General features: G+C 52.2%; 20 protein-coding genes. 2 read left to right on the forward strand and 18 right to left on the reverse strand.

All coding sequences use genetic code 11. The features are described 5' to 3' along the window. Nucleotides 1-31 precede the first annotated feature (31 nt). On the forward strand, nt 32-643 hold the full coding sequence (emtA, locus tag OGV98_RS07720) for a membrane-bound lytic murein transglycosylase EmtA (protein WP_003020914.1): 612 nt from the start codon (nt 32-34) through the stop codon (nt 641-643). An 11-nt stretch (nt 644-654) separates the two neighbouring features. On the opposite strand, the gene ycgR is transcribed toward emtA, so the two are convergent. Continuing rightward, the gene (gene ycgR / locus OGV98_RS07725; protein WP_003020911.1) at nt 655-1,389 is read right to left on the reverse strand and encodes a flagellar brake protein YcgR; all 735 of its coding nucleotides are present in this window, start codon (nt 1,387-1,389) and stop codon (nt 655-657) included. A 201-nt stretch (nt 1,390-1,590) separates the two neighbouring features. On the opposite strand from ycgR, the gene OGV98_RS07730 reads away from it, so the two are divergent. Continuing rightward, a complete protein-coding gene (locus OGV98_RS07730; protein ID WP_003020908.1) occupies nt 1,591-1,845 on the forward strand; it encodes a GlsB/YeaQ/YmgE family stress response membrane protein in 255 nt (84 codons plus the stop codon). Between the two features lie 41 nt (nt 1,846-1,886). Here OGV98_RS07730 and OGV98_RS07735 read toward each other — a convergent pair whose 3' ends face one another. The 17 genes from OGV98_RS07735 to OGV98_RS07815 form a co-directional block, all read right to left on the reverse strand. Further along, a complete protein-coding gene (locus OGV98_RS07735; protein ID WP_210943404.1) occupies nt 1,887-3,857 on the reverse strand; it encodes a TonB-dependent receptor plug domain-containing protein in 1,971 nt (656 codons plus the stop codon). A 23-nt stretch (nt 3,858-3,880) separates the two neighbouring features. Next, nucleotides 3,881-4,738: a ModD protein gene (gene modD, locus OGV98_RS07740; protein WP_286551186.1), complete on the reverse strand. Its 858-nt coding sequence runs from the start codon at nt 4,736-4,738 to the stop codon at nt 3,881-3,883. After that, the gene (locus OGV98_RS07745; protein WP_202581253.1) at nt 4,735-5,547 is read right to left on the reverse strand and encodes a class I SAM-dependent methyltransferase; all 813 of its coding nucleotides are present in this window, start codon (nt 5,545-5,547) and stop codon (nt 4,735-4,737) included. Before OGV98_RS07745 ends, modD begins: the two co-directional genes overlap by 4 nt. Before the next feature lie 9 nt (nt 5,548-5,556). Then, nucleotides 5,557-6,318: an ABC transporter ATP-binding protein gene (locus tag OGV98_RS07750; protein ID WP_044700223.1), complete on the reverse strand. Its 762-nt coding sequence runs from the start codon at nt 6,316-6,318 to the stop codon at nt 5,557-5,559. After that, entirely contained in the window at nt 6,315-7,274 is a 960-nt protein-coding gene (locus OGV98_RS07755; RefSeq protein ID WP_376740918.1) for a FecCD family ABC transporter permease, read from the reverse strand. The genes OGV98_RS07750 and OGV98_RS07755 overlap by 4 nt, the downstream gene beginning before the upstream one ends. A gap of 26 nt (nt 7,275-7,300) precedes the next feature. After that, a complete protein-coding gene (locus OGV98_RS07760; RefSeq protein WP_181640948.1) occupies nt 7,301-8,323 on the reverse strand; it encodes an ABC transporter substrate-binding protein in 1,023 nt (340 codons plus the stop codon). Nucleotides 8,324-8,530: 207 nt separating this feature from the next. Beyond that, a complete protein-coding gene (locus OGV98_RS07765) occupies nt 8,531-10,243 on the reverse strand; it encodes an alpha,alpha-trehalase (protein WP_088902195.1) in 1,713 nt (570 codons plus the stop codon). Between the two features lie 170 nt (nt 10,244-10,413). Next, complete coding sequence (gene dhaM / locus OGV98_RS07770) at nt 10,414-11,844, reverse strand: dihydroxyacetone kinase phosphoryl donor subunit DhaM (protein WP_193339330.1); 1,431 nt, start codon at nt 11,842-11,844, stop codon at nt 10,414-10,416. Nucleotides 11,845-11,854: 10 nt separating this feature from the next. Next, nucleotides 11,855-12,487, reverse strand: coding sequence for a dihydroxyacetone kinase subunit DhaL (dhaL, locus tag OGV98_RS07775; RefSeq protein ID WP_003020881.1), 633 nt, complete (start codon nt 12,485-12,487; stop codon nt 11,855-11,857). An 11-nt stretch (nt 12,488-12,498) separates the two neighbouring features. Beyond that, a complete protein-coding gene (dhaK, locus tag OGV98_RS07780) occupies nt 12,499-13,569 on the reverse strand; it encodes a dihydroxyacetone kinase subunit DhaK (RefSeq protein ID WP_003020880.1) in 1,071 nt (356 codons plus the stop codon). Between the two features lie 325 nt (nt 13,570-13,894). Beyond that, entirely contained in the window at nt 13,895-15,169 is a 1,275-nt protein-coding gene (locus OGV98_RS07785; protein ID WP_003841543.1) for a Glu/Leu/Phe/Val family dehydrogenase, read from the reverse strand. Between the two features lie 321 nt (nt 15,170-15,490). Beyond that, the gene (locus OGV98_RS07790; RefSeq protein WP_057101917.1) at nt 15,491-16,459 is read right to left on the reverse strand and encodes a Csu type fimbrial protein; all 969 of its coding nucleotides are present in this window, start codon (nt 16,457-16,459) and stop codon (nt 15,491-15,493) included. 13 nt (nt 16,460-16,472) lie between these two features. Beyond that, nucleotides 16,473-18,758, reverse strand: a complete 2,286-nt coding sequence (locus tag OGV98_RS07795) for a fimbria/pilus outer membrane usher protein (RefSeq protein ID WP_202581254.1) — start codon at nt 18,756-18,758, stop codon at nt 16,473-16,475. Between the two features lie 55 nt (nt 18,759-18,813). Next, on the reverse strand, nt 18,814-19,536 hold the full coding sequence (locus OGV98_RS07800) for a fimbrial biogenesis chaperone (RefSeq protein WP_003020869.1): 723 nt from the start codon (nt 19,534-19,536) through the stop codon (nt 18,814-18,816). A 14-nt stretch (nt 19,537-19,550) separates the two neighbouring features. Next, nucleotides 19,551-20,081: a Csu type fimbrial protein gene (locus OGV98_RS07805; RefSeq protein ID WP_003020867.1), complete on the reverse strand. Its 531-nt coding sequence runs from the start codon at nt 20,079-20,081 to the stop codon at nt 19,551-19,553. A 309-nt stretch (nt 20,082-20,390) separates the two neighbouring features. Then, entirely contained in the window at nt 20,391-21,122 is a 732-nt protein-coding gene (locus OGV98_RS07810; RefSeq protein ID WP_003020862.1) for a MerR family transcriptional regulator, read from the reverse strand. A gap of 203 nt (nt 21,123-21,325) precedes the next feature. After that, complete coding sequence (locus tag OGV98_RS07815; protein ID WP_003020858.1) at nt 21,326-22,555, reverse strand: diguanylate phosphodiesterase; 1,230 nt, start codon at nt 22,553-22,555, stop codon at nt 21,326-21,328. Nucleotides 22,556-22,822 lie beyond the last annotated feature (267 nt).

Below are 22,822 nucleotides of genomic sequence, written 5' to 3' on the forward strand. Positions count from 1 at the left end.
GCGACAGGTTCCGGCTATAAGGATAGATGACGTGAAATTGAGATGGTTTGCTTTTTTGGTTGTATTACTTGCGGGCTGTAGTTCAAAACATGATTACAAAAACCCGCCGTGGAATGCTGAAGTTCCGGTTAAACGCGCAATGCAATGGATGCCGATCAGTGAAAAAGCCGGTGCGGCCTGGGGTGTCAGTCCACAATTGATTACCGCTATTATTGCCATTGAATCAGGCGGTAATCCGAATGCGGTCAGTAAGTCTAATGCGATTGGTCTGATGCAGTTAAAAGCCTCGACTTCAGGCCGCGATGTTTATCGTCGCATGGGATGGAGCGGAGAGCCGTCGACCAGCGAGTTGAAAAACCCCGAACGCAATATCTCCATGGGGGCCGCATACCTGAGTATTCTGGAGACCGGGCCGCTGGCAGGGATCGAGGATCCGCAGGTGATGCAGTATGCGCTGGTAGTATCGTACGCTAACGGAGCGGGAGCATTGCTGCGAACGTTCTCTTCCGACAGGAAGAAAGCCATCAATAAGATCAACGATCTCAGCCCGGATGAATTTATTGAACATGTTGCGGACAATCATCCGGCGCCGCAGGCTCCGCGCTATATCTGGAAGCTTCAGCAAGCGCTGGATGTAATGTAATTCAGGTGATGTTAATCGCGCACTTTGTTCGACTTTTCCCGGGCCTCGCGCTCAAGGGAAAAAATAATCCGCTGTAAGTTCCGCTCCACCGCCGGGCCGACGTTGAGAAAACGAAAGCTCAGGCGGGGAGTGGTAATGGTTTCGTTTTTACTGTCGATAACTTTGCGTTCGCTAATGGAAATAAGCTGGGCGTCAACGTGATACACCCCCCATTGTTCCATGTTCAGTTCAACCTGCGCGAAGCGTATACCTTCTACCAGTCCTTCTGGTTTTGCCGTTTCTAACAGCCCGCCCATACCGCCAAGCGACAAATCGAATAAGCGAAAGCACAGCGTGCTGTTGTCCGGCATTTTTGCCGTGCAGCGATAGGGAGGATGCAGCGGAGCGCCGATGCGGAAATATTCCCGACGCTGAACAAACCACAGGGAAGGCGGCAAGGATGAAATAAACGCTGGCAGTTGCTGATACTCACCTTTTTTTAACTGTGGCAGGGTGAATTCTACTTTGGCTCCCTGCGTTTCGGCGATAATCGAGATCTGACTGGCCCGCTGTACGGCCTGGTTTTCATATTCCTGGCTACCAAAATCCATGACCAGCTCGTCCGGACTGACGGCCAGAACTTTGCTGATGAACTGGCCGCCCGACCAGGAGATACGCAGTGGAACCTGCTGCGATTTTAAGTCCCGAAGTACACCTAACACCGCTAACGGATTTTGCTTCAGGAACTGCTCATTGTAGTTACTCACACCTAATGACTCCCGGATGCCTGGTTTGTCGTTGGATTATCGGCATCAATCAACGGAACTTAATACAAATGGATGAAATTTTTTACCAACGCCAATGAATTAAGTCTGCGTGAAAACAGCATATAGCGATGGTTTGCCTATACTTTAAAGGCTGGCGCAAGAATGTCTTGCGCGTGCGTTCACTGGAAAGAGGGCCTGAAAATGGGAATTATTGCCTGGATTATTTTTGGTCTGATTGCGGGGGTTATCGCCAAACTGATTATGCCGGGGCGCGATGGCGGTGGATTTATCCTGACCTGTATTCTCGGTGTTGTCGGTGCTGTGGTCGGTGGATGGCTGGCAACGATGTTTGGTATCGGCGGCGATGTCAGCGGGTTTAATCTCCACAGCTTCCTGGTGGCCGTGGTCGGCGCGATTGTTGTGCTGGGTGTCTTCCGACTGGTGCGGCGAGATTAATCGAACGGCCCCCGCGGGGGCCGTTTCTCTGTATTGCTAAGTCAGAACTGATACTCAATCCCCGCCCAGTAATTACGGCCTTCTTCAATAAATCCTTCACTATAAACGTACTGCGTATCGAACAGGTTATTGACCGACGCGTTAACGCTGAATCCGTGACCGATGGCGTAGTCAGCGCGTAAATGGGTAATGGCGAAACCAGCGGCTTTCTGTGAGCCGTCGCTATTGCTATAGCTCGACGAACGGGCCTCTTCTGACAGCGTAATACTGAGCGGATCCCATGGCTTCAGCGTCATCCAGGCAGTCAGGGTTTGCGTTGGCAGGTCGGTAATCTTGCCGATGTCGCTACGTTTGACGTCTGCATGAATAAGGCCGTAGCTCAGACCGACATCCAGCATATCAAAGACTTTACCTTTAACGCCTGCATCCAGACCGGTGTAATCCACCCGGCCACTGTTCTGATTCTGGATGGTGTCGGCATCAATATTGTGTGAAAGGATGGCGTCGCTGATGCGGTTGTAATACACGCTGGCTTCGAATCCCCAGTTCTGACTAAGTGACCCATTCCAGGTCAGATCCACGCTGCGGGCTCGTTCAGGTTTAAGCTGCGGATTGACCAGCGCCACCTGGTTATAGGCCGGTTTTGAGGTCGTGTAGCGTTCTTTCAACGTAGGGAAACGCGTTCTGTCAGAATAGGACAGCGCTAATGTGTCTGCATTTTCGAAGTGATATTTGGTCATCATCTGCCAGTTGAAGGCCGACTGATTGTTGTCATCATAGTGGGTGACGCTACCATTTTTTTCGTGCTTCATGCCTTCCAGACTGTCACGCCAGTCATAGCTTATTCCCGCCACTACATCGACATTATCCGCCGCTGCCCACTGATATTCACTGGCAACAGACCAGGTGCGGTCTTCGTAACGGTCGTAAGCCGCATTCGGTGCGGCTTTCTCGCGGTGAACATCATCCTTCCAGTTTACGGCGAAAGAGAGCAGGTCGTTTTCACGCATATCCGCAGCGAGCTGCAGGCCAGCTCCATCGCTATAGTCTGAATAATGACTGTAGTTGCCTTTTTTGTTTTTCAGATCGGCAAGCGAGTTGTACATCATCAACGTATTTTCAAAGGTATCGCGATACAGACGGCTTTTCAGAGTGAAACGATCGCCCAGATGGGTGGTGCCCTGATAGTAATAGCTCTCTTTATCGTACTGTGGCCATTGCCAGTAGCGTGATTTCTGACTGCTGGTTCCGGCATATGGTGGGTTATCTTTTTCACCGTCCTGATTAATATAGGTCAGGACATATTCATCATCGCCGCGAGGGGTAAAGCCCAGCTTCACGATGCCGCGTTTATCATCGGCGGACGAGTTGGCAATCTTGCCGTGACTACCCGCAACCGGATTGTCCACGCCGTGCGGTAAGCCAAGGAAATCCTGCTTCAACTGGCTGCCGCTGAGCTGGATGTAACCCAGATCGTTACTGGCGCCAAATGAAGCGTGCATATCGTGAGCGTTGTCTTTGCTACGACTCCAGCCCTGGCGATAACCGATGCTGCCTTCAATAGGTTTGGTGGGCTTTTTGGTGGTGATATTAATGGCACCGCCCATCTGGTTAGGCCCTTGTAGCAGAGATGAGTAGCCTTTGGATACTTCAACTGAAGCGATATCGGATGTCAGAAAACGGCCTAAATCGAGGTTGCCGTCATAGGGGATGTACACCGGCACACCGTCAAAAAAGACGGGAACCTGACGGCTGTCAAAACCGCGCACTTTCACCTGCTGCTCATTGCGGTTGCCCGACTTTTGCAGCACCACGCCGGGGACGACGCTTAGCGCCTGCGCCACGTTTTGTTTATCCAACTGTTGGATCGTTTCCTGGCCGAGAACCGTAGTGGTTGCCGCAGAGGCCGGGCTTGACCAGACGGTCATGGTTTCGCTTTCTTGCCCAGCAAAAGCACTGTGCGCGAAAGCAAACGACAGGGCTGTGTAAAGACAACTTTTGTTGAAATTCATTATTGTTAGTCCATTTTTTAATGTTATATGCCACGTGCGTCCGGGTTCAGGCTAACTTTGATATCCGCAGGTGGAGCGTAATAAGGTGCGGAAGTGATAAACAGCCTGATGCCACAGTCGAGATAACTCGCCAGCGAGGCGAGGGTAATGCCGCCAGTCAGCGCCAGCGTGCAATGAGGGGCCAGTGAAGGTGCCTGACGGGCAATGTCTGTCGCCTGCTCAGGGGTGAATTTGTCGAGTTGCAGAACATCGGGCGCGGCGCGTAGCGCGGCTAATGCTTCATCTGGCGTATCCGCTTCGACGACGATCTTTTTTTCTGGCGCATGGCTGCGTAAGCGCGCAACCGCGTTTGTCCAGTCGTTTGGGTTGGTAAGAAAACGGCGGTGATTAGCGAACAGCAGCACCGTTTCGGCGCATCCTCCGCGATGAATAATGCCCCCGGCGGCGAGTATTGCCTGAGTCGCCAACGAACGCGTGCCGGGAATGGCTTTGCGGGTGCAGGCAATCTGCCCATCAGGATAGCCTTGGCGCAGTTGGCTCAACATGCTCTCAAGATAGCCCGAAACTCCGCAGCTCCACTCCAGAACGTTTTGTACCGCTTTCCAGCCCTGATGTAGTGCCGCCGCATTTCCGTGCGCACAAATTATTCTCTGTCCCGCGCTCGCTCGTTCGCCATCGGCCATAATATCGCTGACGGTTATGCCCAATGACGTCAGCATTTGTCTGGCAACAGCGGTGCCGCTAACGCACCCACCCTGGCGATGGTAAAACTCCATAACGCCGGGCTGTGCGCCAATTCCCAACGCGCGGGTAGTCAGATCGCCGCCCTGAATATCTTCCAGCAGCAGCGCGTCGGATTGCGCCTGCGAAAAGTAGATCATCGCAGTGCCTCCCGCGGCACACTGTCCCACCAGATAAGCGCCCAGTCACGGCTGGCGGGGGCAATCGCGCGTGGATCCTGCTGCTGATACCAGGTTTCCAGACGTTCGACCTCGTCGGCGCTTAGTTCGCCCATACTCCAGCGCACGTTTTCCAGAAAGCGCGTCCAGGTACTGTTGTCCTGCTGACAGTTGGGGCCGTGGATAAAATCAACGTGCGCGTGGATCCCCATCTGATACAGGACATTAAGCGCATAGATATAGTTGGGAAGCTCAATCACCTCGCGGCCCAGCGCACGTTGAATGGTGGGGGAAACGAAAGATGAACTGACGAGATGGGTGGTGTAAACCCGCAGCCGGGCCTGATTATTCAGTTTGGTCATCGCCTGGCGCATATCGGCAACCAGCGTAGAGCGCGAGGCGACGGCGATATCGCACTGGGGTAAATCATCCCAGTGTTCTTCCCAGGCCCGCTGCACCCACTGTACGTGACGGGCGTTCATTTGCACAGCGCGGCGGGCAGCAACGCTCAGCATTCCCTGGCTGTAATCTACGCCGTAAATTATTGGTATCTTTTTAGCCAGCGCCAGCGAGACCGTACCGGGACCGCAGCCCATATCAAACAGCGACTCCGCTCCTTGCAGGTCGATTTTCCCCAACAGCTGTAGCAAATAGCTGTCGGTTAATGAGGCGCAATTCTCCGCCATTTTTTCCGCACGTTTATCCCAGTGCTCCGGCTTTTTCTCGGTTCTGTTCGCCAGTTGTAACTGTTTACGGTAAAGATCGGCAAAATCAATGTCGTCAATGAGCATTCTTATTCCTTAATTGTGTGAGCCAAAGAGGTGATGGGCGATTTGTGACGGTGTAACGTGATACAGTGCAGCCAGGCGATCGGTGGCGAGCTGGTGTTCAGGAAGCCCCTGCGACACTTCACCGTTCGGTTCAACGCGTACCACGCTGTCGGCGATTGCCCGGGCGTGCAACGGATGATGCGTCGACATCAGCAGGGCCATACCCGAATTTTTCAGCGTCACCAGCGTGTCGAGCAGACGGATCTGATGCCCAAAATCCAGGCTGGAAGCGGGTTCATCCAGCAACAAAAGGCGCGGACGTTGCGCCAGCGCGCGGGCAATCAATACCAGTTGCCGCTCTCCGCCGCTCAGAGTGTTCCAGCGCCGGGGCGCCAGGTGAGAGATCCCCAGCATCGCCAGTTGTTGATGAGCAATGTCGTGTTCTTTAGCCCCGGGAACCGCAAATGCCGCCAGTTGCGGGGCCAGCCCCATCATCACCATGTCCAGCGCAGTGAAGGCAAACGCGCCGTCATGCGCCTGAGGAACCCAGGCGATAGCGGCGGCGCGTTGCCGATCGTTGAGATGATTTATGGCGATGCCATCAAGAAGAATGTCACCGTGAAGCGGCGAAAGAACGCCGAGAATGGTGCGCATCAGGGTGGTTTTTCCGCTACCGTTGGCACCAAGCAGACAACAGACGGAGCCGGGCGGAACCTGAAATGAGACATTGCGTAGCACGGGCTGTTGACTGTGGTATCCCAGCGACGCCCGGCGCACGATTAATAGCGTCATGGGCGATTTCCCCGTAGCAAAAGCAGCAAAAAGAACGGTGCGCCAATAAATGCAGTCAGGATCCCCAGCGGAATTTCCGTGCTGCTCAGCGTACGGGCGAGGGTATCGGTGAGCAGCAGCAAAATGGCGCCGACCCCCATGGAAACCGGCAGTAGCTGCTGGTGGTTATTGCCACTGAGGAGTCGGCCGATATGTGGCACAACCAGCCCAATCCAGCCGATGATGCCCGCGATGGCGACGGTGCAGGCGGTGATTAACGTTGCGCAGACGATCAGCCCCAGCCGTAGTCGGGCGACGTTGATGCCAAGCGATCGTGCTTCATCATCCGAAAGGGTAAGCAGGTTCATGCGCCAGCGCAGCAGCAATAGCGGGACCAGTCCTGCCAAGATCAGCGGTGCCGAGAACCACAGATCGTGCAGCGTAATCGTTGATAAACCGCCGAGCAGCCAGAAAGTGATGGAGGGAAGTTGGGTATACGGGTCGGCCAGCGTTTTGATGAGTGAAATTCCCGCGCCGCATACCGTGCCCAGCGCAATCCCGACCAGCACCAGCGTTAACACCGGGTCGTGACGCTTAACTCGCCGGGTAATCAACCAGACACCGGCGACCACGAATAAACCGCCGGTGAACGCATACATCTGAATGAAAAGGATCGGTAATCCGAAAAGTATTGCCGTACAGGCGCCTAAACCGGCACCCGCCGCCACGCCGAGGATATCCGGCGAGACTAGCGGGTTGCGGAACATACCCTGATAGGTGGTTCCTGCGCTTGCCAGCGCCGCGCCAAGCAGCAATGCGGCCAGAATGCGCGGCAGGCGGATTTGCCAGAAGACGATTTTGTCCTGCATCGGGACGTCATCAGTACCTGTAATAAGATTCACAACCTGTTGTGCATCCAGGCGGTATGCGCCCGATACAGCGGCGACGCTCGCGCAAAGCACCACCGTAGCAATCATCAGAAAACCGAGAGTAGATGTTTTCATCAGACTGCCACCAGACGTTGATACTGTGCATCGCTTAGCGTGGTATGCCAGAACAGTTCGCTGTAGCGCTGCATATCGGCTTTAAAGCTCTTGTTAACCTGCGGATCAAGCCAGGCGTGCAGGCGGCGTAATCCCAGTAAGCGGTTGATGCCAGGAGGTGCATCCAACCAGCCAAACGGCAGGCCGCTGAGAAACAGAATGCGCCGGTCAGCAACTGCGTTGACTCCTTGCCAGATCGGATCTTCTCGTAGGTGCTGCGCTGTCATCGTATCCTGCACCAAAATAATATCGGGCTGCCAACTGAGTAGATTTTCCATTGAAACCTGTGTGAGCCCCTGTCGTCCGGGGATGTGCGCCACATTGTGTAGCCCCAGCAGTTCTGCCGCTTCGGTATGCAGAGAACCTTGTAAACCTGTCTCCAGTCCTCTGGCACCGCGCGCGGCATAAAAACGCAGATTCGCCGCAGCTGTATGCGAGAAAGCTATTGCATTATCGATAAATCGACGGGCCAGCGCGGCCTGCATTGCGGTACGCGAGACGACGCCCAATGCTTCACCGGCTGCGTGCAACTGCTCTGGGGTATGGCGCAGTTCGCCGTTAATCAGCAGCCAGGGAATGTGAGTTTGTGCGCTCACTTGTCTGGCCTGAGAAAGCCAGGTTTCATCGGCATTACCGCAGTCAATAACCAGATCAGGTTTAAGCGCCAGGAGTGCTTCAAGCGAGAGCGTGCTGGCGCGGCCCGCCAGCCTGCCCAGTTTCGGTAAACTCCGAATATCATCGTGAAACGGGATGGCGGTTTGGCGAGAGAAATCAAAGGAGGAAAAACCCACCACTTTTTCTGGCGCGACAGCCAGCAGTAGCATGTCAGCGGGCGCGCCAGCACTGACCACGCGTAGGGTTATATTCGGCCCTGGCGAGCCTCCAACGGCAACGGTTAGCGGCGTTTGCGCCAATGCGGGAAGATGGCGTAGCAGCAGTGCAGATGCCACGAGTTGGGCAAACATCCGTCTTGTCAGTGCCATTATCAGTATCCTGAAGGTTACAAATTCGCTATATATTTACATATACAGCGAATAAAAACATGTTCAGAATCAAATTCTCACGGATGAAAACACCGGATACCCCATAAGGGCTAGAGGGGATAGAGGCAGCTTAAATAGCGAAAAATATGACAGAAAAATCCGCGACGAAGCGCGGATTCGGGGAGTAAAACGGCTCAGGTAATGATGTTATGGCGTCGGTTGAGTCTGTTTTTTAGGCTCGGCTGGTGGTGTACTTGTCGGTGTTGGCCGCGATGCGGGTACGCTGTCACAGGGCTTCTCTTTGGCGCAGATCAGGTCAAGCATTTTTAGCGTGACGCCGTTGGTCCAGCCAAAACCATCCTGCAATGGATATTCCCCGCCACCACCGCCGGTGCCGGTGGTACTCACGTCATATTTTTCAACCAGCTTTTTCTCTCGATCGTAGGTGTGCTGCACATTGGTAAGGAATCGCCAGGTCACATCCATCGCAACGTTATCCTGACCGTAATTCTGTAACCCGGATGCTGCGACCCACTGGAGCGGGGCCCAGCCGTTGGGGGCATCCCACTGCTGGCCGCTTTTCACCGACGTGGTAGCAAGGCCGCCCGGTTGCAGCAGATGTGCCTGGGTGGCTATGGCGACTTTACCGGCGCGATCTTTTGCCGCCGCATTGACATACAGCGGGAACAGGGCGGCGGCCGTGAGCTGGTTGCGTACTTTATGGCTTTTCAGATCGTAGTCGGCATACCAGCCTTCTTTGTCGTTCCACAGGTACTTTTCGATCCCTTTTTGTCGGGCATTAGCGAAGCCATCGTACTGCGCCGCTTTGGCATCATCACCGGCAGCCTTGCTGGCGAGGGCGATCATTTTTTCCATTTTGTACATCAACGCATTGAGATCGACCGGAACGATGCTGGTTGTGCGCAGAGTGCCCAACTGATTAGGATTGTCCATCCAGCGGGAGCTAAAATCCCAGCCGGACGCAGCCGCTGAACGCAGGTCGCGGTAGATTTCTGTGGCAGGGCGATTTGGGTTGCTTTTAGCGGTGGCGATATCCTCTACCCAGGACTCTGGCCTCGGCGTATCGCGGTCATCCCAGTAGCGGTTCAAAATGGTACCGTCATCCAGTTTAACCACGCGCTTATTTTGCTGACCGGGCTGGAGTGTTTCTACGCCTTCCATCCAGTAACTGTACTCTTTGAGCATCTGCGGGAGGTATTTTTTCAGCGCGTCATTCCCGTCGTGCTGCGCCAGCAGTTCAACCATAAAGGCAAAGAACGGCGGTTGCGAACGGCTCAGGTAGTAGGTGCGGTTGCCGTTAGGAATGTGTCCCCAGGAATCAATCTCGTAAGCGAAGTTTGCCACCATATCCGAGACCTTATCCCAGTGATTGCTTTCGGCAAGCCCCAGCATGGTGAAATAGCTGTCCCAATAATATATTTCGCGAAAACGCCCGCCAGGCACCACATACGGCTCTGGAAGTGGCAGTAGCGAGTCCCATTTTTCAGCGTCAGTTGTCGAGCGGGTGAGGACCGGCCACAGTCCGTCAATATGTTCGCGTAATGATTGCCCGGCCGGGGGAACGTATTTCTCGCCTTCTTTCGGCAAGGTGAAATTCACCTCCACAAAATGGCGTAAGTCGAATCCGGACTGATTTTTCTGCATCCGGTAATCGGCAAGGATCATGAGAGGATCGCTGTTAGGAACTGCGTCAGCAAAGGTTTTCTGGTCTGGAAACAGTTTAGCCGTTTGTACATCGTTAAACAGAGGTCCAAGCAGGATATCTGGCGGCTGCGGTGTAGCGGCTGGCGCGTCTTCTGCATTGACGGCAAAAGAGGAAAGGGCAAAAAAGGTACTGGCGAGAGTCAGTTTTATTGCAACAGAAAGCAGGCCTGGATGGCGAGTTGCAGGCGTTATCATCGGTTAATCTCCTTAGCGGTGTGCCGAAGTAGCGGCATTTACCATGAGAAAACCTTAGTTCAGGATCGACCGTTGCGCGTGATCGACACCCCATTTTGCGAACAAACAGACATTTCCCGACGCGAATAGGGAAGAAGCACACCCTTTGTCGGAAAGGGTGTGCTTCGGTATCAGTTTGCGCGGGTTATCCGCTGTGTGACACAGTCAATGGTCAGAGTATCGCCCATCTTTATGCTATCGAGAGCAGCGCCTTGCTGACACATCCAGCACAGACCCATTTCACGAGCGATAATCGCCGGATGAGAGGCTTCGCTGCCGTCCCGCAGGCAGATACCTTTGATGGTCTTCGGATCGAGTTGCAGTACCGTAGACGGATAAATGACATCAGCGACCAGGATAGTGGGGCGCAAGAACGCGGGAATTTGTGCACTCTCTCCCGTCAAATGTTGCAGTGAACGAGACAGCAAATCTTCAATATCAATGTATCGCGCCTGCAGATAAGGATCATCGAGCTGTAAATACTGCTGGCTGAGATCGCTCAGCACCTGATGCCAGGCCCAGGCGGCACTGCATTGTTTTTCACGCATTACATCGCAGGCCATTTCAAACAGTTCAGGATCGTCCAACAGCGTGTGGTGACCGGAGAAGATGGCGGCGATATCTGCGGAATATCGTTCTTCAGCAAGAGCGGTGAGTTCGCTCAGATCGTTCAGCGTACTTTGGATGGCGGTCTGTAATCGCTGCTGCTCAGCCTGCAGTGATGCGGCGGACTGCGGGTTTACCTCTGGCGAGAACGGCGTGTGACAAAATGCCGTCCCCGTGACTTTTGAGGGAGCCAGAGTTGCCTTGTTATCAGTATGCGCGGGCTCGAGCGATTCACCAAAATTCTCTGCCGCCAACTGTTTAAATGCGGCCAGCGCATCCTCTGCCTGTTCGCCCTTAGCAATCAGGCGTAGCGTGTCATTACAGCGCACCTGCAGCAGGGCTATTTGATTCAGGCTATCAGGGACCACACACTTGCCGTTTTTCTCCAGCCACATGTCGGCGTTAAAACCAGACAACGCAGAAACCAGCCGCGAAGCAGGGCGGACGTGGATGCCGTTAGGGTTTTTCACCACAATGGCAACAGAACGGGCATCAGCGTCGGGAGACAGTTCAGCGGATGCGGGTTTCGCTGCGGATGGCGAAGGTAAACCCAGTTGTTCACATTTGGCGTCGAGGGCGTTCATGGCATCACGGATGACCCGATCGATATCAGCACCTGCGGCGGCGCTAACCGTCGCGGCCAGTGTGCCTTCAACCAGTGGTGCTGCGCACAAACGCACTTTGGCGGCAATGTTAGGGTCGAGCAGTTCCAGCGCGGTTTCCGCACTCAGTAATGCACTACCGATATCCATCATCACCAGCACGTGGTCCGTATCGGCCACGGACTCGATGGCTTCCATCACCTTAATCGGATCGGTGCCAATCGGATTCTCAGGATCGTCAATGCCTGCGGCAATGGCGATTTTGCAACCATCACCCATTAACATCTGCCGGGCCAGCACGCCGACGCCTTCGCCCAGTTGGGCGCTGTGAGAAACAATAACCAGGTTTACCATCGCTTTATCCTTACTCTCTGGACGCCTGAGCCAGCATTTGCATCATAAACATGACCGACGTTGCGCCGGGATCCTGATGCCCAATGCTGCGCTCACCTAGATAGCTGGCGCGGCCTTTGCGAGCCTGCATGGTGATGGTGCTTTGCGCTGCGACTTCCGCTTGTTGGCTTGCCGCTTCCAGAGCCGCCTGGACGCTCAGCTTCTGTTCGCATGACTGGCGTAAGGACTCCACTACCGGCAGCCAGACATCGCACATGGTTTTATCGCCAGGTTCAGCCTTACCGCGGCTAATCACACCTTCTGCGCCATCACGAATCATTTGATACAGCTCTTCAAGCGTCAGGCTTTGATGAGCCTGAGTTACTTGGGCGGCGCGGATAAAAAACGTGCCAAACAGCGGTCCACTGGCCCCGCCGACGCTTGAGAGCAGCACCATACCGGTGTTTTTCAAAATAAAGCCGATGTCTTTGTCCGCGATGGACGGCAGCTTTTCAACGACTTTGCTGAAACCACGATGCATGTTCAGACCGTGGTCGGCATCGCCGATCTCCCGGTCAAGTCCGGTGAGAAAATCACTTTCAGTGGTGAATATCTCACCGCAGCGATAGAGCCAATTAACAATCTGTGTTCTGTTGAGGGACATCATGAATCTCCTTATTTACCCCAGTTGAGAGCAGGGGTGTGAACCGGTGCATCCCATAAGTTCAGCGTTTCGTCATCCACCTGTAACAGGGTGATGGAGAAGCCGGTCATATCCAGAGAGGTACAGTAAGAACCGATCAGGTTGCGCTCAATGACGATGCCTGCATCCTGGCAACGGCTTTCGAGGCGGTTATACACGCCGAAGAGTTCAGACAACGGCGTCGCACCGAGATTATTGACCAGCGCAATAACCCGATCGCCACTTTGTAACGCACGCTTGCTTTCTTTACCTTCATGCCACGCGCCCTGGACGTTGTCCCAGTGGCGGAGCGTACGGCTGTAGTTACCGTTTTCCAGCAGGGTATCGAACATTTCATCAACGGTCTGATCGAGAGAGGTGAAAGTGCGGCGGTCAATGCCCGGTTCCCCGTGGATACCTACGCCAAACTCCATCTCGTTATCCTGTAACGTGAACGACGGTTGTCCGGCTGCAGGAACGGTACAGGCGCCAATGGCTATGCCAATGGAGTGGCCCTGGTTATTCAGCTTACGACCCAGCGCCGCACAGGCTTCCAGCGAGTCACCGCGTTCGGCGGCCGCGCCGACCAGTTTTTCGATCAATACGGTATTAGCCACACCACGACGTCCGGCGGTATACAAACTGTCTTTCACCGCCACATCGTCATCCACCACCATGGTGGTGACTTTGACGCCGCTTTCGTGCAGCAGCTCGGTAGCGGTTTCGAAATTAAGAATGTCGCCGGTATAATTTTTGATTATCAGCAGCACGCCTTCGCCGCCATCAATTTGCATGGCGCATTCGAACATTTTATCCGGCGTGGGGGAGGTAAAAATCTCACCCGGGCAGGCACCGGAGAGCATGCCCTGACCAATGTAGCCGCAATGCATAGGCTCGTGCCCGCTGCCGCCGCCGGAAAGCAGCGCCACTTTGCCCATCACCGGTGCATCTGCGCGGGTGACATACACTGGGTCCTGATGCAGTGCCAGGGAAGGATACGCTTTCGCCAGTCCGGCGAGTTGTTCATTCAGTACGTCTTCAACACGGTTGATCAATTTTTTCATTATTTATGCTCCGCAGACAGTCCTGGATGGCTGCCAAATTCGGGCAGGCATCTGATGTAGGGTATCGGTTTGTACAACGCTACGGCGACCGCTCGCTGCCGATAAGGTAATTTTGCACACGGGTATGCAAAAGAAAATTGCTGTGAAGAGCGTTTCAATACGAAACATAGCAGCATAATAATGTTCCGTATTGGAACGTCATGGTGCATAAAACAGCGAAAGTGAGAGGTCGGGCGGTATTTGTGCGGAAAGTTTTTGAACGATTTTTTATGGAAAACAAACCACCTGCAGAACAGGTGGTTTGTAGGCATGGTCGATTTCGGCGTTAACCCGGATAAATTCCGCGATCTTTTCGTGCCAGCAGAATGCGTTCGCAGGCAACGATGTAGGCTGCGGTACGCAGGGAGCAGGATTTCTCAGCTGCTTTTTCCCAAACATGCACCATCGCATCAGTCATAATTTTGTCCATGCGATTGTTGATCTCTTCTTCACTCCAGAAGAAGCTTGCCATATCCTGAACCCATTCGAAATAGCTGACGGTTACGCCGCCGGCGTTACAGACCACATCAGGCACAACCACGATACCACGGCTTGCCAGCACATCGTCGGCATCCGGATAGGTTGGGCCGTTAGCGCCTTCAAGTACCAGTTTACAGGTCAAGGTTTCCGCACGGTGACGGGTGATCTGACCCTCGAGCGCGGCCGGAATAAGAATATCCATATCCAGGCTCCAGAAGGCCTCGCTGGCGATGGTTTCAGCGCCCGGGAAACCGGCAATCTGTTTGTGCTCTAACTGCCAGGCAGATAACGCGGTCATGTCGATACCTGTGGAGTTAAACAGCGTAGCGGTGTGATCCTGAATCGCGACTACGCGTGCACCAGCTGCCGCGAACAGTCGGGCTGCTTCGCTGCCGACATTACCAAAACCTTGCACTGCAACGCGAGCACCTTCAACTTCGATGTTGGCACGGCGCGCGACTTCCAGACCGCTGACGAAAACGCCGCGACCGGTGGCTTTATCACGACCTAATGAACCGCCAAGGTGAATAGGTTTACCGGTGACCACGCTGGTCACGGTGGTGCCGTGGTTCATGGAGTAGGTATCCATCATCCAGGCCATGACTTTTCCGTTAGTACCTACATCCGGCGCAGGAATGTCTTTCTGCGGCCCAATGATAATGCCGATTTCGCTGGTATAACGACGCGTTAAACGCTCCAGTTCGCCTTCAGACAGCGAGAACGGATCGACGCGCACTCCACCTTTGGCACCGCCGTACGGCAGGTTCAACGCCGCGCATTTGATGGTCATCCATGCGGACAGGGCCATCACTTCATTAAGATCAACATCAGGATGATAACGCACACCGCCTTTGCCCGGCCCGCGGGAGAGGTTATGTTGCACGCGATACCCTTCAAAATGACGGATAGTGCCGTCATCCATCTGCACCGGGATATCGACAATCAGCGCGCGTTTTGGGTGGCGCAGGGTATCCACCCAATGGGAAAGTTCGCCCAGGTAAGGGGCCACACGCTCGATTTGTTGCAGGTAGGTATTCCAGGCAGATGTGCTGCTATCTGAAGCGTAAGATAACTTATCCATGATAAACCTTAGTTATAAAAGTAATATGTTCTTAATTTGGCCGTGGTATACAGTGAATCTCACCATATAAACCTAAATTTAACATTTTTTTCATAGAAGGGCCTGCCCGACCAGCACGAATTATCGCCATGATTAGTATGGGCTTTAACTTGCGATTGAATAATTATTCTTTGTCTTTGCTTGTATTTGGGTTGTTTTGCGGGGTGTGTAATTTAATATGCATAATATATAAAAATCGTAATTTGTTAGATTTATGACGCACCTCTAAAAGTAAATAATTTGATAACAAAATGTATTTGCTTTATTGCGGTTAAGATGAGGTCAGTAGGTTACGGCGATGGTAACGGTATCGGCATAGTTGTCTGGCGTGTAGTTCGCGCTGGGGACGGTGGCGTAAACCGGGTAGGTAGTTGTTGTTCCCGTACCGTTGCCCGCGACGGTATTGAGTGATGTATTGCCCCAGACCGTACCGGAAGGACCTGGCGTCGAACTAAGCTGGTAGGGGACTTTATCCGTATTTGACCCCGTGCCCGCCATCACGCCGCTGCCTGCCGTATTACCGTTGGAGGGCTGAAGCCCGATGGTGTAAGGCGTGTTATTGGAACATGCTACGCCCACGGTATTTGAAGCCGTAAGGTTACGCCCGGTCGCCCTGGCTGGCGCAAAGCTAATATCGGTTGCAGAGGTGATATTGCACTGTTTGCTTACGGTCGCCGATACGGTGAAAGGCAGCCTGGCGGCAACCGTATCGCCACAGGTTGTTGGCGGGAAAAGCAATCCGGGATTGAGAGTGACAAGGGCTGTTGCCGTCGTATAGCTATCCTGATAATTTCCGGGGACGGCTGCGGTTTGTGGCGTGACGATCTGCGCCGATACCGTGAGTGAACCCGTCACTGGCGTCAGATTCAGCAGGTTAAGCTGTACCATGGGAAAAGTGGTTCCCGACTGATACTGGCTGCCCCAAACTTTGGTGCGCCCGCTATCCTGGTAAAGCTGGTATGCCAGTGTACTGGCAGGCGTTCCGCTTAATGACATATTTCGCGGTGTCACCTGGCCGCTGACGGCCGAGGCGCCAATATTAAAACAGAGATTGATCCCTGCCAGCGCGTCACCAAGCTCTTTGGTGCAGGTGTAACTGAACGTCATTGATGACGTTGCGCCTGTTGCAGACAGTGGATTGACCGAACCTAAATTTATGGGTTGAACATTGCTCACTGAACAGGTAACCGCATGGCTAATAGCCGGACAAAAAAGTACGGCAGCGATGAGTAGCAGATGTCTTAACCTCATGAACGTACTCCTGTTAGTGTGGGCGACAAACCAGTGGGCCTATTTGCATAATCCCCTTTGCTGACACGGGATAGTCAAATTGCACGCGACAACTACCGGTGTCCGTATCAACGCGCAGCGTGTTGTGCTGTTCCAGGGTGTCGAACCAGGTCATCCCATCAAAACCAACGACAGACGACTGTCCTTTTCCGTTGATGGCGTAAGCCATGCTGCCTTCAGGAATTGGCTTACCCTGATTGTCGACGAGGATAACCTGCGCAGCACGTACGGGGGTGATGCCAAAACTAACCAAAGTGCCGGAACGATCGGCAGGCGTGGCATTCGTCTCAACGCGTGCGATCCGCATATTGGTGGGGAGATCCATCGGGTCAATACTGATCAGGTTTTTTTGATAACTGTTGAGCGGTGTGACCAGCAGTAGTCCCTGGTCATCGCTGCGACCAATCAGGTTATTTTGCAGTTTGACTGGAACATCAGGCACGCCGTCAGTTGAGACGACGGCAAAACCATTGTTGATTTCCCTTGCTGCAAACAAGCCGCCTCCCATGGTCACCAGCGATCCGGTTGCGCCTGCGTAGCCGTAATGGTTATCTGGTAAACGGCTGAATCCCGCGTACGCTTTACCATAACGCCCCAGATATCCTACTTCTCCCTGGCCACTTTGTCTGGAAGCCTGCTGACTGGCGGCCAGATTCCAGCCCCAACCGCCGTCGGCAGGCGGCGTCTTGCTGGCGTTGAGCTGATAGCCGGTTTCATCGTTGGTGCGTTGTAGCGTGCTGCTGGCGCTCAGATTGTTATCAGTGGTAATCGTTACCATCAGATAGAGACTGCGATCGCGGTTATCGTCAATGTTCTGGTTGAATCCGGCATTCAGTGAGATGTTGTCTGTAACGGATTTGAACCAGCTGGCGTTGGCGTAGCGCACCGCATTTTCGTGTGGATAACGAAACTGCAGGTAACTCAGGCTGACATTTCCGGCAGATTCCAGCGAATAGCCAATGACCGTGTTGCTGTTAAGCGTTGGGGGCGGCTCACCATAATGGGTGGCGACATCGCGGTAATCGCCAGAAGTTGCCGTGGTACTGGTACTGAAATTAAACCGTTCGCCGGACCAACGATAACCAAAGCTATACAGAAATCCGTTCTGCCCTGAATCGCTACTTGCGGCAAGTGATGTCGAAAATGTGCCGCTGCGGGTTCCCGGGATCCAGTCGTTACTGAAGCCTGCGTTAATCAGTCCATCGCTGGTTTCCGCGTGAGCCCCGGTGGTCAGCGTATTGCTAAACCCGCGACGCCACGTAGCGCTCAATACCGGTGCGCTGGCATAGTCAAAAGAGGAATAACCATAATTTTCGCGTACCGTGCCCAATTCTGCCGACCAGGCGGTTAATCCTTCCCGCAGGAGTTGTTGATCGTTGTAGAACGAGAAATTTTGTACGCTCGTTCTCCCCAGCGCGTCTGTCATCATCACCTGACCCGTTCCCGCGCCGCTGATGTTAGGCATGGTGTTGATCTGAAAACTACCTGCGGGGACTTCTCCGTTGTAGTACCTGACACCGTCCACGTACAGCTCAACGTTTGATGGCAACGTCGCGGATCCCAGATATGCAGGGAGCGGGGTGGTTGGCATATAGGGCTGTAAACCAAAATCGGTGCCTATCTGAATGCCGCCAATACGCGTAGGTCGGGACCAGATGAGTGAGCTTGTCAGGGTATCGCCAACGGTTAACGCCAACATCGTATCAGGAAATGAGGTACGCCAGCTGGTATCAAGGCGCTCAAAGCTGTTATCGGCGTATTCCTCGGTGGAGTACTGCGTCAACTGGGTGGTGCTGAGCACGCCGGCAGCATTGAAGGCGCGAAGTTCACTGAAGGTATTTATTACGCTCTCATCCCCCTGCTGGGTATAGATATCATAATTGAGCAGCGCTCCGCGTGATGTTGTCGCCGTTGGCGCGGTTTCGGTAGGCGAGTTAAGCTGCGTGGTGGCAAGATCGAGTGAACTAAGTGGCGCAGTAAGCGAGAGCGTTTGCAACTGAACGTTGTAGTCAATGGTTAGCTGGGGGATATCATTCAGGCAGACGGCGTTAGTGGCGTCTGGAGCAAAGCGAAAGCCCATTTTACTCAGGGTATCAGCTCCCGCATAAAGCTTTCCATTATCGTAGCCAAAATGTACCAGCCCAACGGGATTCCCATTTAAGGTGACATCGAGATACAAATCGACTCCCGTAATTTGTGAGGTGCTATTAATAACACCATTCTCACTCTGGTTATTATTCAGCGTTTGTGCGCAAACCATTCCCGATATTAATACTCCATTGAGAAAGCAATATTTCACCAGAAGCCAGAATCTGTTACAGATCTTGTACTGTTTTTTGGCCATTGATTGTGACTTCAATTTTCCCGCCATAATGATTATTACTGGCCGACGGGGAGACTATCCAGCGCATTGTTGAGCCTGGTAAAACGTAGCCTAATAGTCCGGGTGTAATGACTTTTTTAGTACCGTCAGGGCTTATAAATGTTGCAGCAGATAACTGTGCATGCCCATTTCCCTGATTACTGACTTCAATAAATTTTTTGCCATCCAGTTGTTGTAATTTCCATTGCAGTTTTGCCTGCGTTTGTGCCGCTGATGTTGGTTGAATGAAAACGGGAACGGAATAATGCAGCACAAACTGAAGCTTATTTTTTTCTACTTTTGCAGGAGGTAACTCATCTATCGACAAACGATAAGCGTCTTCGGCATGTGCCGAGGGAGGGCTTGTGCGAATAACTCGAATCAACTGACGTTCTCCAGGGGCTAATGCCAACATCGGCGGGCTTATCACCAGCCCCTGAGAGGGGGAAAGTTTGTTGTCATAAGCACTTTGACTCCAGCGAAAAACCCGAACCTGGGCATTGAGCACATTTTCACCCGCGTTACTCAACCAGATACCATCGGCATTTTGCGTCGCTTGCAACGTTAACGTGACCGGGGCTATTTGCAGCCCACTGGCAGTGGCAAGGTTGGCGCTCGCAACCATCCCTAGCAGGCATGCGCAGGCACACTGCTTAACAGGCAGTTTTACTCTCATATAGCTTCCTGAAGTTAGTAGTTAACGTTAACCGTTACCGTGTCGGCATAGTCGTCAGGAGTGAAGTTGGCGCTCGGTGCGGTGGCATAAACAGTAAAAGTTTGCACCAGGCCGGTCCCTGTCGCTGCTACGCCATTCCCAGGTGCGGTGTCGGTGGCGGTATTTCCCCATACCGGACCTGTTGCTGACGTGCGATTTAGCTGATAGGGCACTTTATCGGTATTGGTGGCAGCGTTAGCCACAGAGGACATAGCGCCCGAGCCCGTCGTCGTCCCTCCATTGGCAGCCGACGGCGCCAGGCCGATAAAATAGGGCGTGGTTTTTGAGCAATTAATTGAAATAGTGTTGCTTGCACTGGTGTTTGTCGCCGTGGTATTCACCGGACCAAGTGTGATATTTGAAGCCGAACCCGCTGTCACGGTACAGGCCTTTTGAATCGTCATCAGCACCTGAAATGTTCCGTTAACGGTTGCTGCATTTGCCACAGAGATAATGGAAAAGGCGCAGCAACAAAGAATTAAGCGTTTGTCTAAGACTAGAGCCATATCCTTTACCTTTTTCAAATAACCACATTTATTACTTTAGAAAAACAATAATGTGGCACAAGAAGACATAATTTAACCCTAGAATAAGTATTAGGTGTACGCCAGTTGATCTAATGAATTTTACTTAGGAAAAAGGTGATGTCGTCGACAAAAAAATAATACCAACGGGTGAGTATGTTGTTTTGTTTTTATGCTATAGCGGGTGTTAAGTCAGGAGAATAGGGGGCAACATATTCCTTGGATGGTACTCAAAATAACCACCCAAAAAATGAGAGTTGTATGATTTATCTTACACGTATTACGTAATGGCTACGGGCTGTGGAAAATGACCTTATAACCTTGCTCATTCCAGTGTTGTAGCAGTTCATTTTGTCTGCGGGTTGGCGCGATACCGGTCCAGACAAAAAGCGTTTGCCCAGGGAAAAGTTCAGGTCTTGGCGATTCAATGGGTTCAGCCAGAACGGCAATATGCCAACCAGATTGCGATAAACGCCAGGCTTCGAGCCACAGACGGGTTCTGTCTTCAACATCCCAGGCCATCAGCAGAGCATCCTTTCCTGACTTGCGCCGCGTTTCAGACAGCAGTGTTGCAACATATTCAATCAATGCGCCATCAAGCATGCTGTTCATTATGCGGGATGTATTATGGTCAAGTATCAGCCGTTGACGTACGGGAAGATAAACGTGATCAATCAGCGCATCTACGGGATGAACGCGACCGAGTGCGGTAATTTTGGCTCGCAGCTTCGGTGGATGCGCCATGCGAAGAATGCTCATCATCTCTTCTTGTAATTGATTCCAGTCGTCGTCAGCTTGACGGGTACTGGTTTCCAGCAATGCCTTAACTTTGCCAACAGGTATGCCATTGCTAATCCAACGTTTTATTTCTTCAATACGCTGAATATCTTCTTCATCAAAGAGTCGGTGGCCACCTTCACTGCGTTGAGGTTTGAGTAAACCGTAACGTCGTTGCCATGCCCGAAGGGTGACAGGATTTATACCGCAACGTTCTGCGACATCCCCAATGCTGTAATAAGCCATAGTTCCCCCGGACACTCCTGATTCTCCGTCACCGATATGCGGCTCCTGCTACTTTGTACAACATTCATCAAATTGTACAAAACATATATAAGATTCTAGCAAAATTAAGATTTACTTTACTATCATGCAAGGAGTAAATGCTGTTTTTTTATGTTCAGCATGAGGGCGGTTGTGGTGATTGTTGATTTATAACAATGCGTTAGTTATTTTGACGCTGAGAAATCATTTTTCTCTGGCCATGCAACAGATGGAATACCATTCAGGCAGGCTTGTGCAAAAAGGTTACCCTGGAAGATTTCAATGCCCGCGGATTCAAGCCACATCCACTCTTCGGGTTTTTCAACGCCGACTGCGGAAATCATAATTTCCAGTGACGCGCAGCATTTGATAATTGCCTGAATGATAGCCTGCCGCGGTCCACTTTTATGCACATCCGTGATCAGCTCGCGGCTTATCTTAATTCGGTCGGGTTGAAAACGAGATAGAAGCTGAAGCCCGGCAAAACCTGCCCCAAAATGGTCTATCGCCACACAGATCCCCGCAGCCTTGAGTGACTTCACGGCCTGCGCGAACGTATCAAAGCGAGAAATAACTTCACTTTCGGTAAACTCTACAATGATTTGTTCAGGCACTAGCCCGTGCGCAGCGATTTCGTTTATAAGAAAGCTGACTGCATTGGGTTTGTTTACCAGGGTCATGGGGAGCAGATTGACTGACAGCATTTTGTCGTTAAGTCCCAGCGCGCTTGCCATTGCAAAAGCAGTCTTTTTGCTCTGCAGATCCGCGGTATACAGTTCCTCAGGATTTAAGTTGTCAAAATAAGTTGCGGGCGTTTCACCGTCTCTACCACGAATAAGTGCTTCCAGGGCAATGACGCGTTGCGACATAGGATCGATAATTGGTTGAAAAGCAAAGCTGAAATCGATATCGGATGGGAGTGTGTTTTCATCCAGGAGAGTACAAGAGTTGTCGGCAATAAAACTCCAGCAATCTGGCGCTGGTATTTCAAAATAGCTCGATTTTTCCGTCGCAAGGACAAATGTGCGGAAAAACTGTAACGCCCTGTCATCATAGGTGAGCTGAAATTTTGATGTTCCCTTATTCAGCACAGCTTGCAGAACGTCATTGCGTTCATGTTTTTGTAGATCAAATAACTCCATTCCCACTTTTCCGAATCTTCTCGCAGGAGCGTAATCACACATCAGCTCAACGATATTGTGGTGCCGTGGATCGTTACAAATACAACAATAAATCTCTTTTACCTGCTCCTCAGGGCCTTCAAGCAGTTGGAAAAAGTGGTGACCGTTAAAGAGTAAGATTCCGGTAACATCAGATCGCCTGTTTTTGATATTTGCGGCTGTCACCATATCCTCAAGCGCTTTGAGGGGGGCGTCATCACGTAGATGGCTGCGGTAAATAATGGTCGTGAGCATGGACAGTCCGGGAATAAGGGAGAGGAAGGTATATGACAGTATCAGACAACCCAGGTTATGTCCTGATTTTAATACATTATTCTAACTTTAACTTCACAATTGAACGGTCTGATTAAGATGAAATTTAGCCATGTTACGGCGTGGTTTGTACAGTGATCCTAACGTTCACATCAATCGATACAGTTGTATGTAATTGATTTATATCAATTAGCACATTTTGGTAAAAACAAATTAATTCTGTTGTACACATTTTTGGTACAACTTTGC

This window comes from Citrobacter sp. Cf136 (assembly GCF_030333815.1).
GTDB classification, from domain to species: Bacteria; Pseudomonadota; Gammaproteobacteria; order Enterobacterales; family Enterobacteriaceae; genus Citrobacter; species Citrobacter freundii.

Bases quoted from the DNA above. Each gene is read 5' to 3' on its own strand.
- OGV98_RS07730 (WP_003020908.1), top strand. From the start codon at position 1,591: ATGGGAATTATTGCCTGGATTATTTTTGGTCTGATTGCGGGGGTTATC.
- OGV98_RS07790 (WP_057101917.1), bottom strand. From the start codon at position 16,459: ATGAGGTTAAGACATCTGCTACTCATCGCTGCCGTACTTTTTTGTCCG.
- dhaL (WP_003020881.1), bottom strand. From the start codon at position 12,487: ATGTCCCTCAACAGAACACAGATTGTTAATTGGCTCTATCGCTGCGGT.
- OGV98_RS07800 (WP_003020869.1), bottom strand. From the start codon at position 19,536: ATGAGAGTAAAACTGCCTGTTAAGCAGTGTGCCTGCGCATGCCTGCTA.
- OGV98_RS07735 (WP_210943404.1), bottom strand. From the start codon at position 3,857: ATGAATTTCAACAAAAGTTGTCTTTACACAGCCCTGTCGTTTGCTTTC.
- OGV98_RS07745 (WP_202581253.1), bottom strand. From the start codon at position 5,547: ATGCTCATTGACGACATTGATTTTGCCGATCTTTACCGTAAACAGTTA.
- OGV98_RS07750 (WP_044700223.1), bottom strand. From the start codon at position 6,318: ATGACGCTATTAATCGTGCGCCGGGCGTCGCTGGGATACCACAGTCAA.
- dhaM (WP_193339330.1), bottom strand. From the start codon at position 11,844: ATGGTAAACCTGGTTATTGTTTCTCACAGCGCCCAACTGGGCGAAGGC.
- modD (WP_286551186.1), bottom strand. From the start codon at position 4,738: ATGATCTACTTTTCGCAGGCGCAATCCGACGCGCTGCTGCTGGAAGAT.
- OGV98_RS07760 (WP_181640948.1), bottom strand. From the start codon at position 8,323: ATGGCACTGACAAGACGGATGTTTGCCCAACTCGTGGCATCTGCACTG.
- OGV98_RS07785 (WP_003841543.1), bottom strand. From the start codon at position 15,169: ATGGATAAGTTATCTTACGCTTCAGATAGCAGCACATCTGCCTGGAAT.
- OGV98_RS07815 (WP_003020858.1), bottom strand. From the start codon at position 22,555: ATGCTCACGACCATTATTTACCGCAGCCATCTACGTGATGACGCCCCC.
- OGV98_RS07810 (WP_003020862.1), bottom strand. From the start codon at position 21,122: ATGGCTTATTACAGCATTGGGGATGTCGCAGAACGTTGCGGTATAAAT.
- OGV98_RS07795 (WP_202581254.1), bottom strand. From the start codon at position 18,758: ATGGTTTGCGCACAAACGCTGAATAATAACCAGAGTGAGAATGGTGTT.
- OGV98_RS07755 (WP_376740918.1), bottom strand. From the start codon at position 7,274: ATGATTGCTACGGTGGTGCTTTGCGCGAGCGTCGCCGCTGTATCGGGC.
- OGV98_RS07765 (WP_088902195.1), bottom strand. From the start codon at position 10,243: ATGATAACGCCTGCAACTCGCCATCCAGGCCTGCTTTCTGTTGCAATA.
- OGV98_RS07805 (WP_003020867.1), bottom strand. From the start codon at position 20,081: ATGGCTCTAGTCTTAGACAAACGCTTAATTCTTTGTTGCTGCGCCTTT.
- dhaK (WP_003020880.1), bottom strand. From the start codon at position 13,569: ATGAAAAAATTGATCAACCGTGTTGAAGACGTACTGAATGAACAACTC.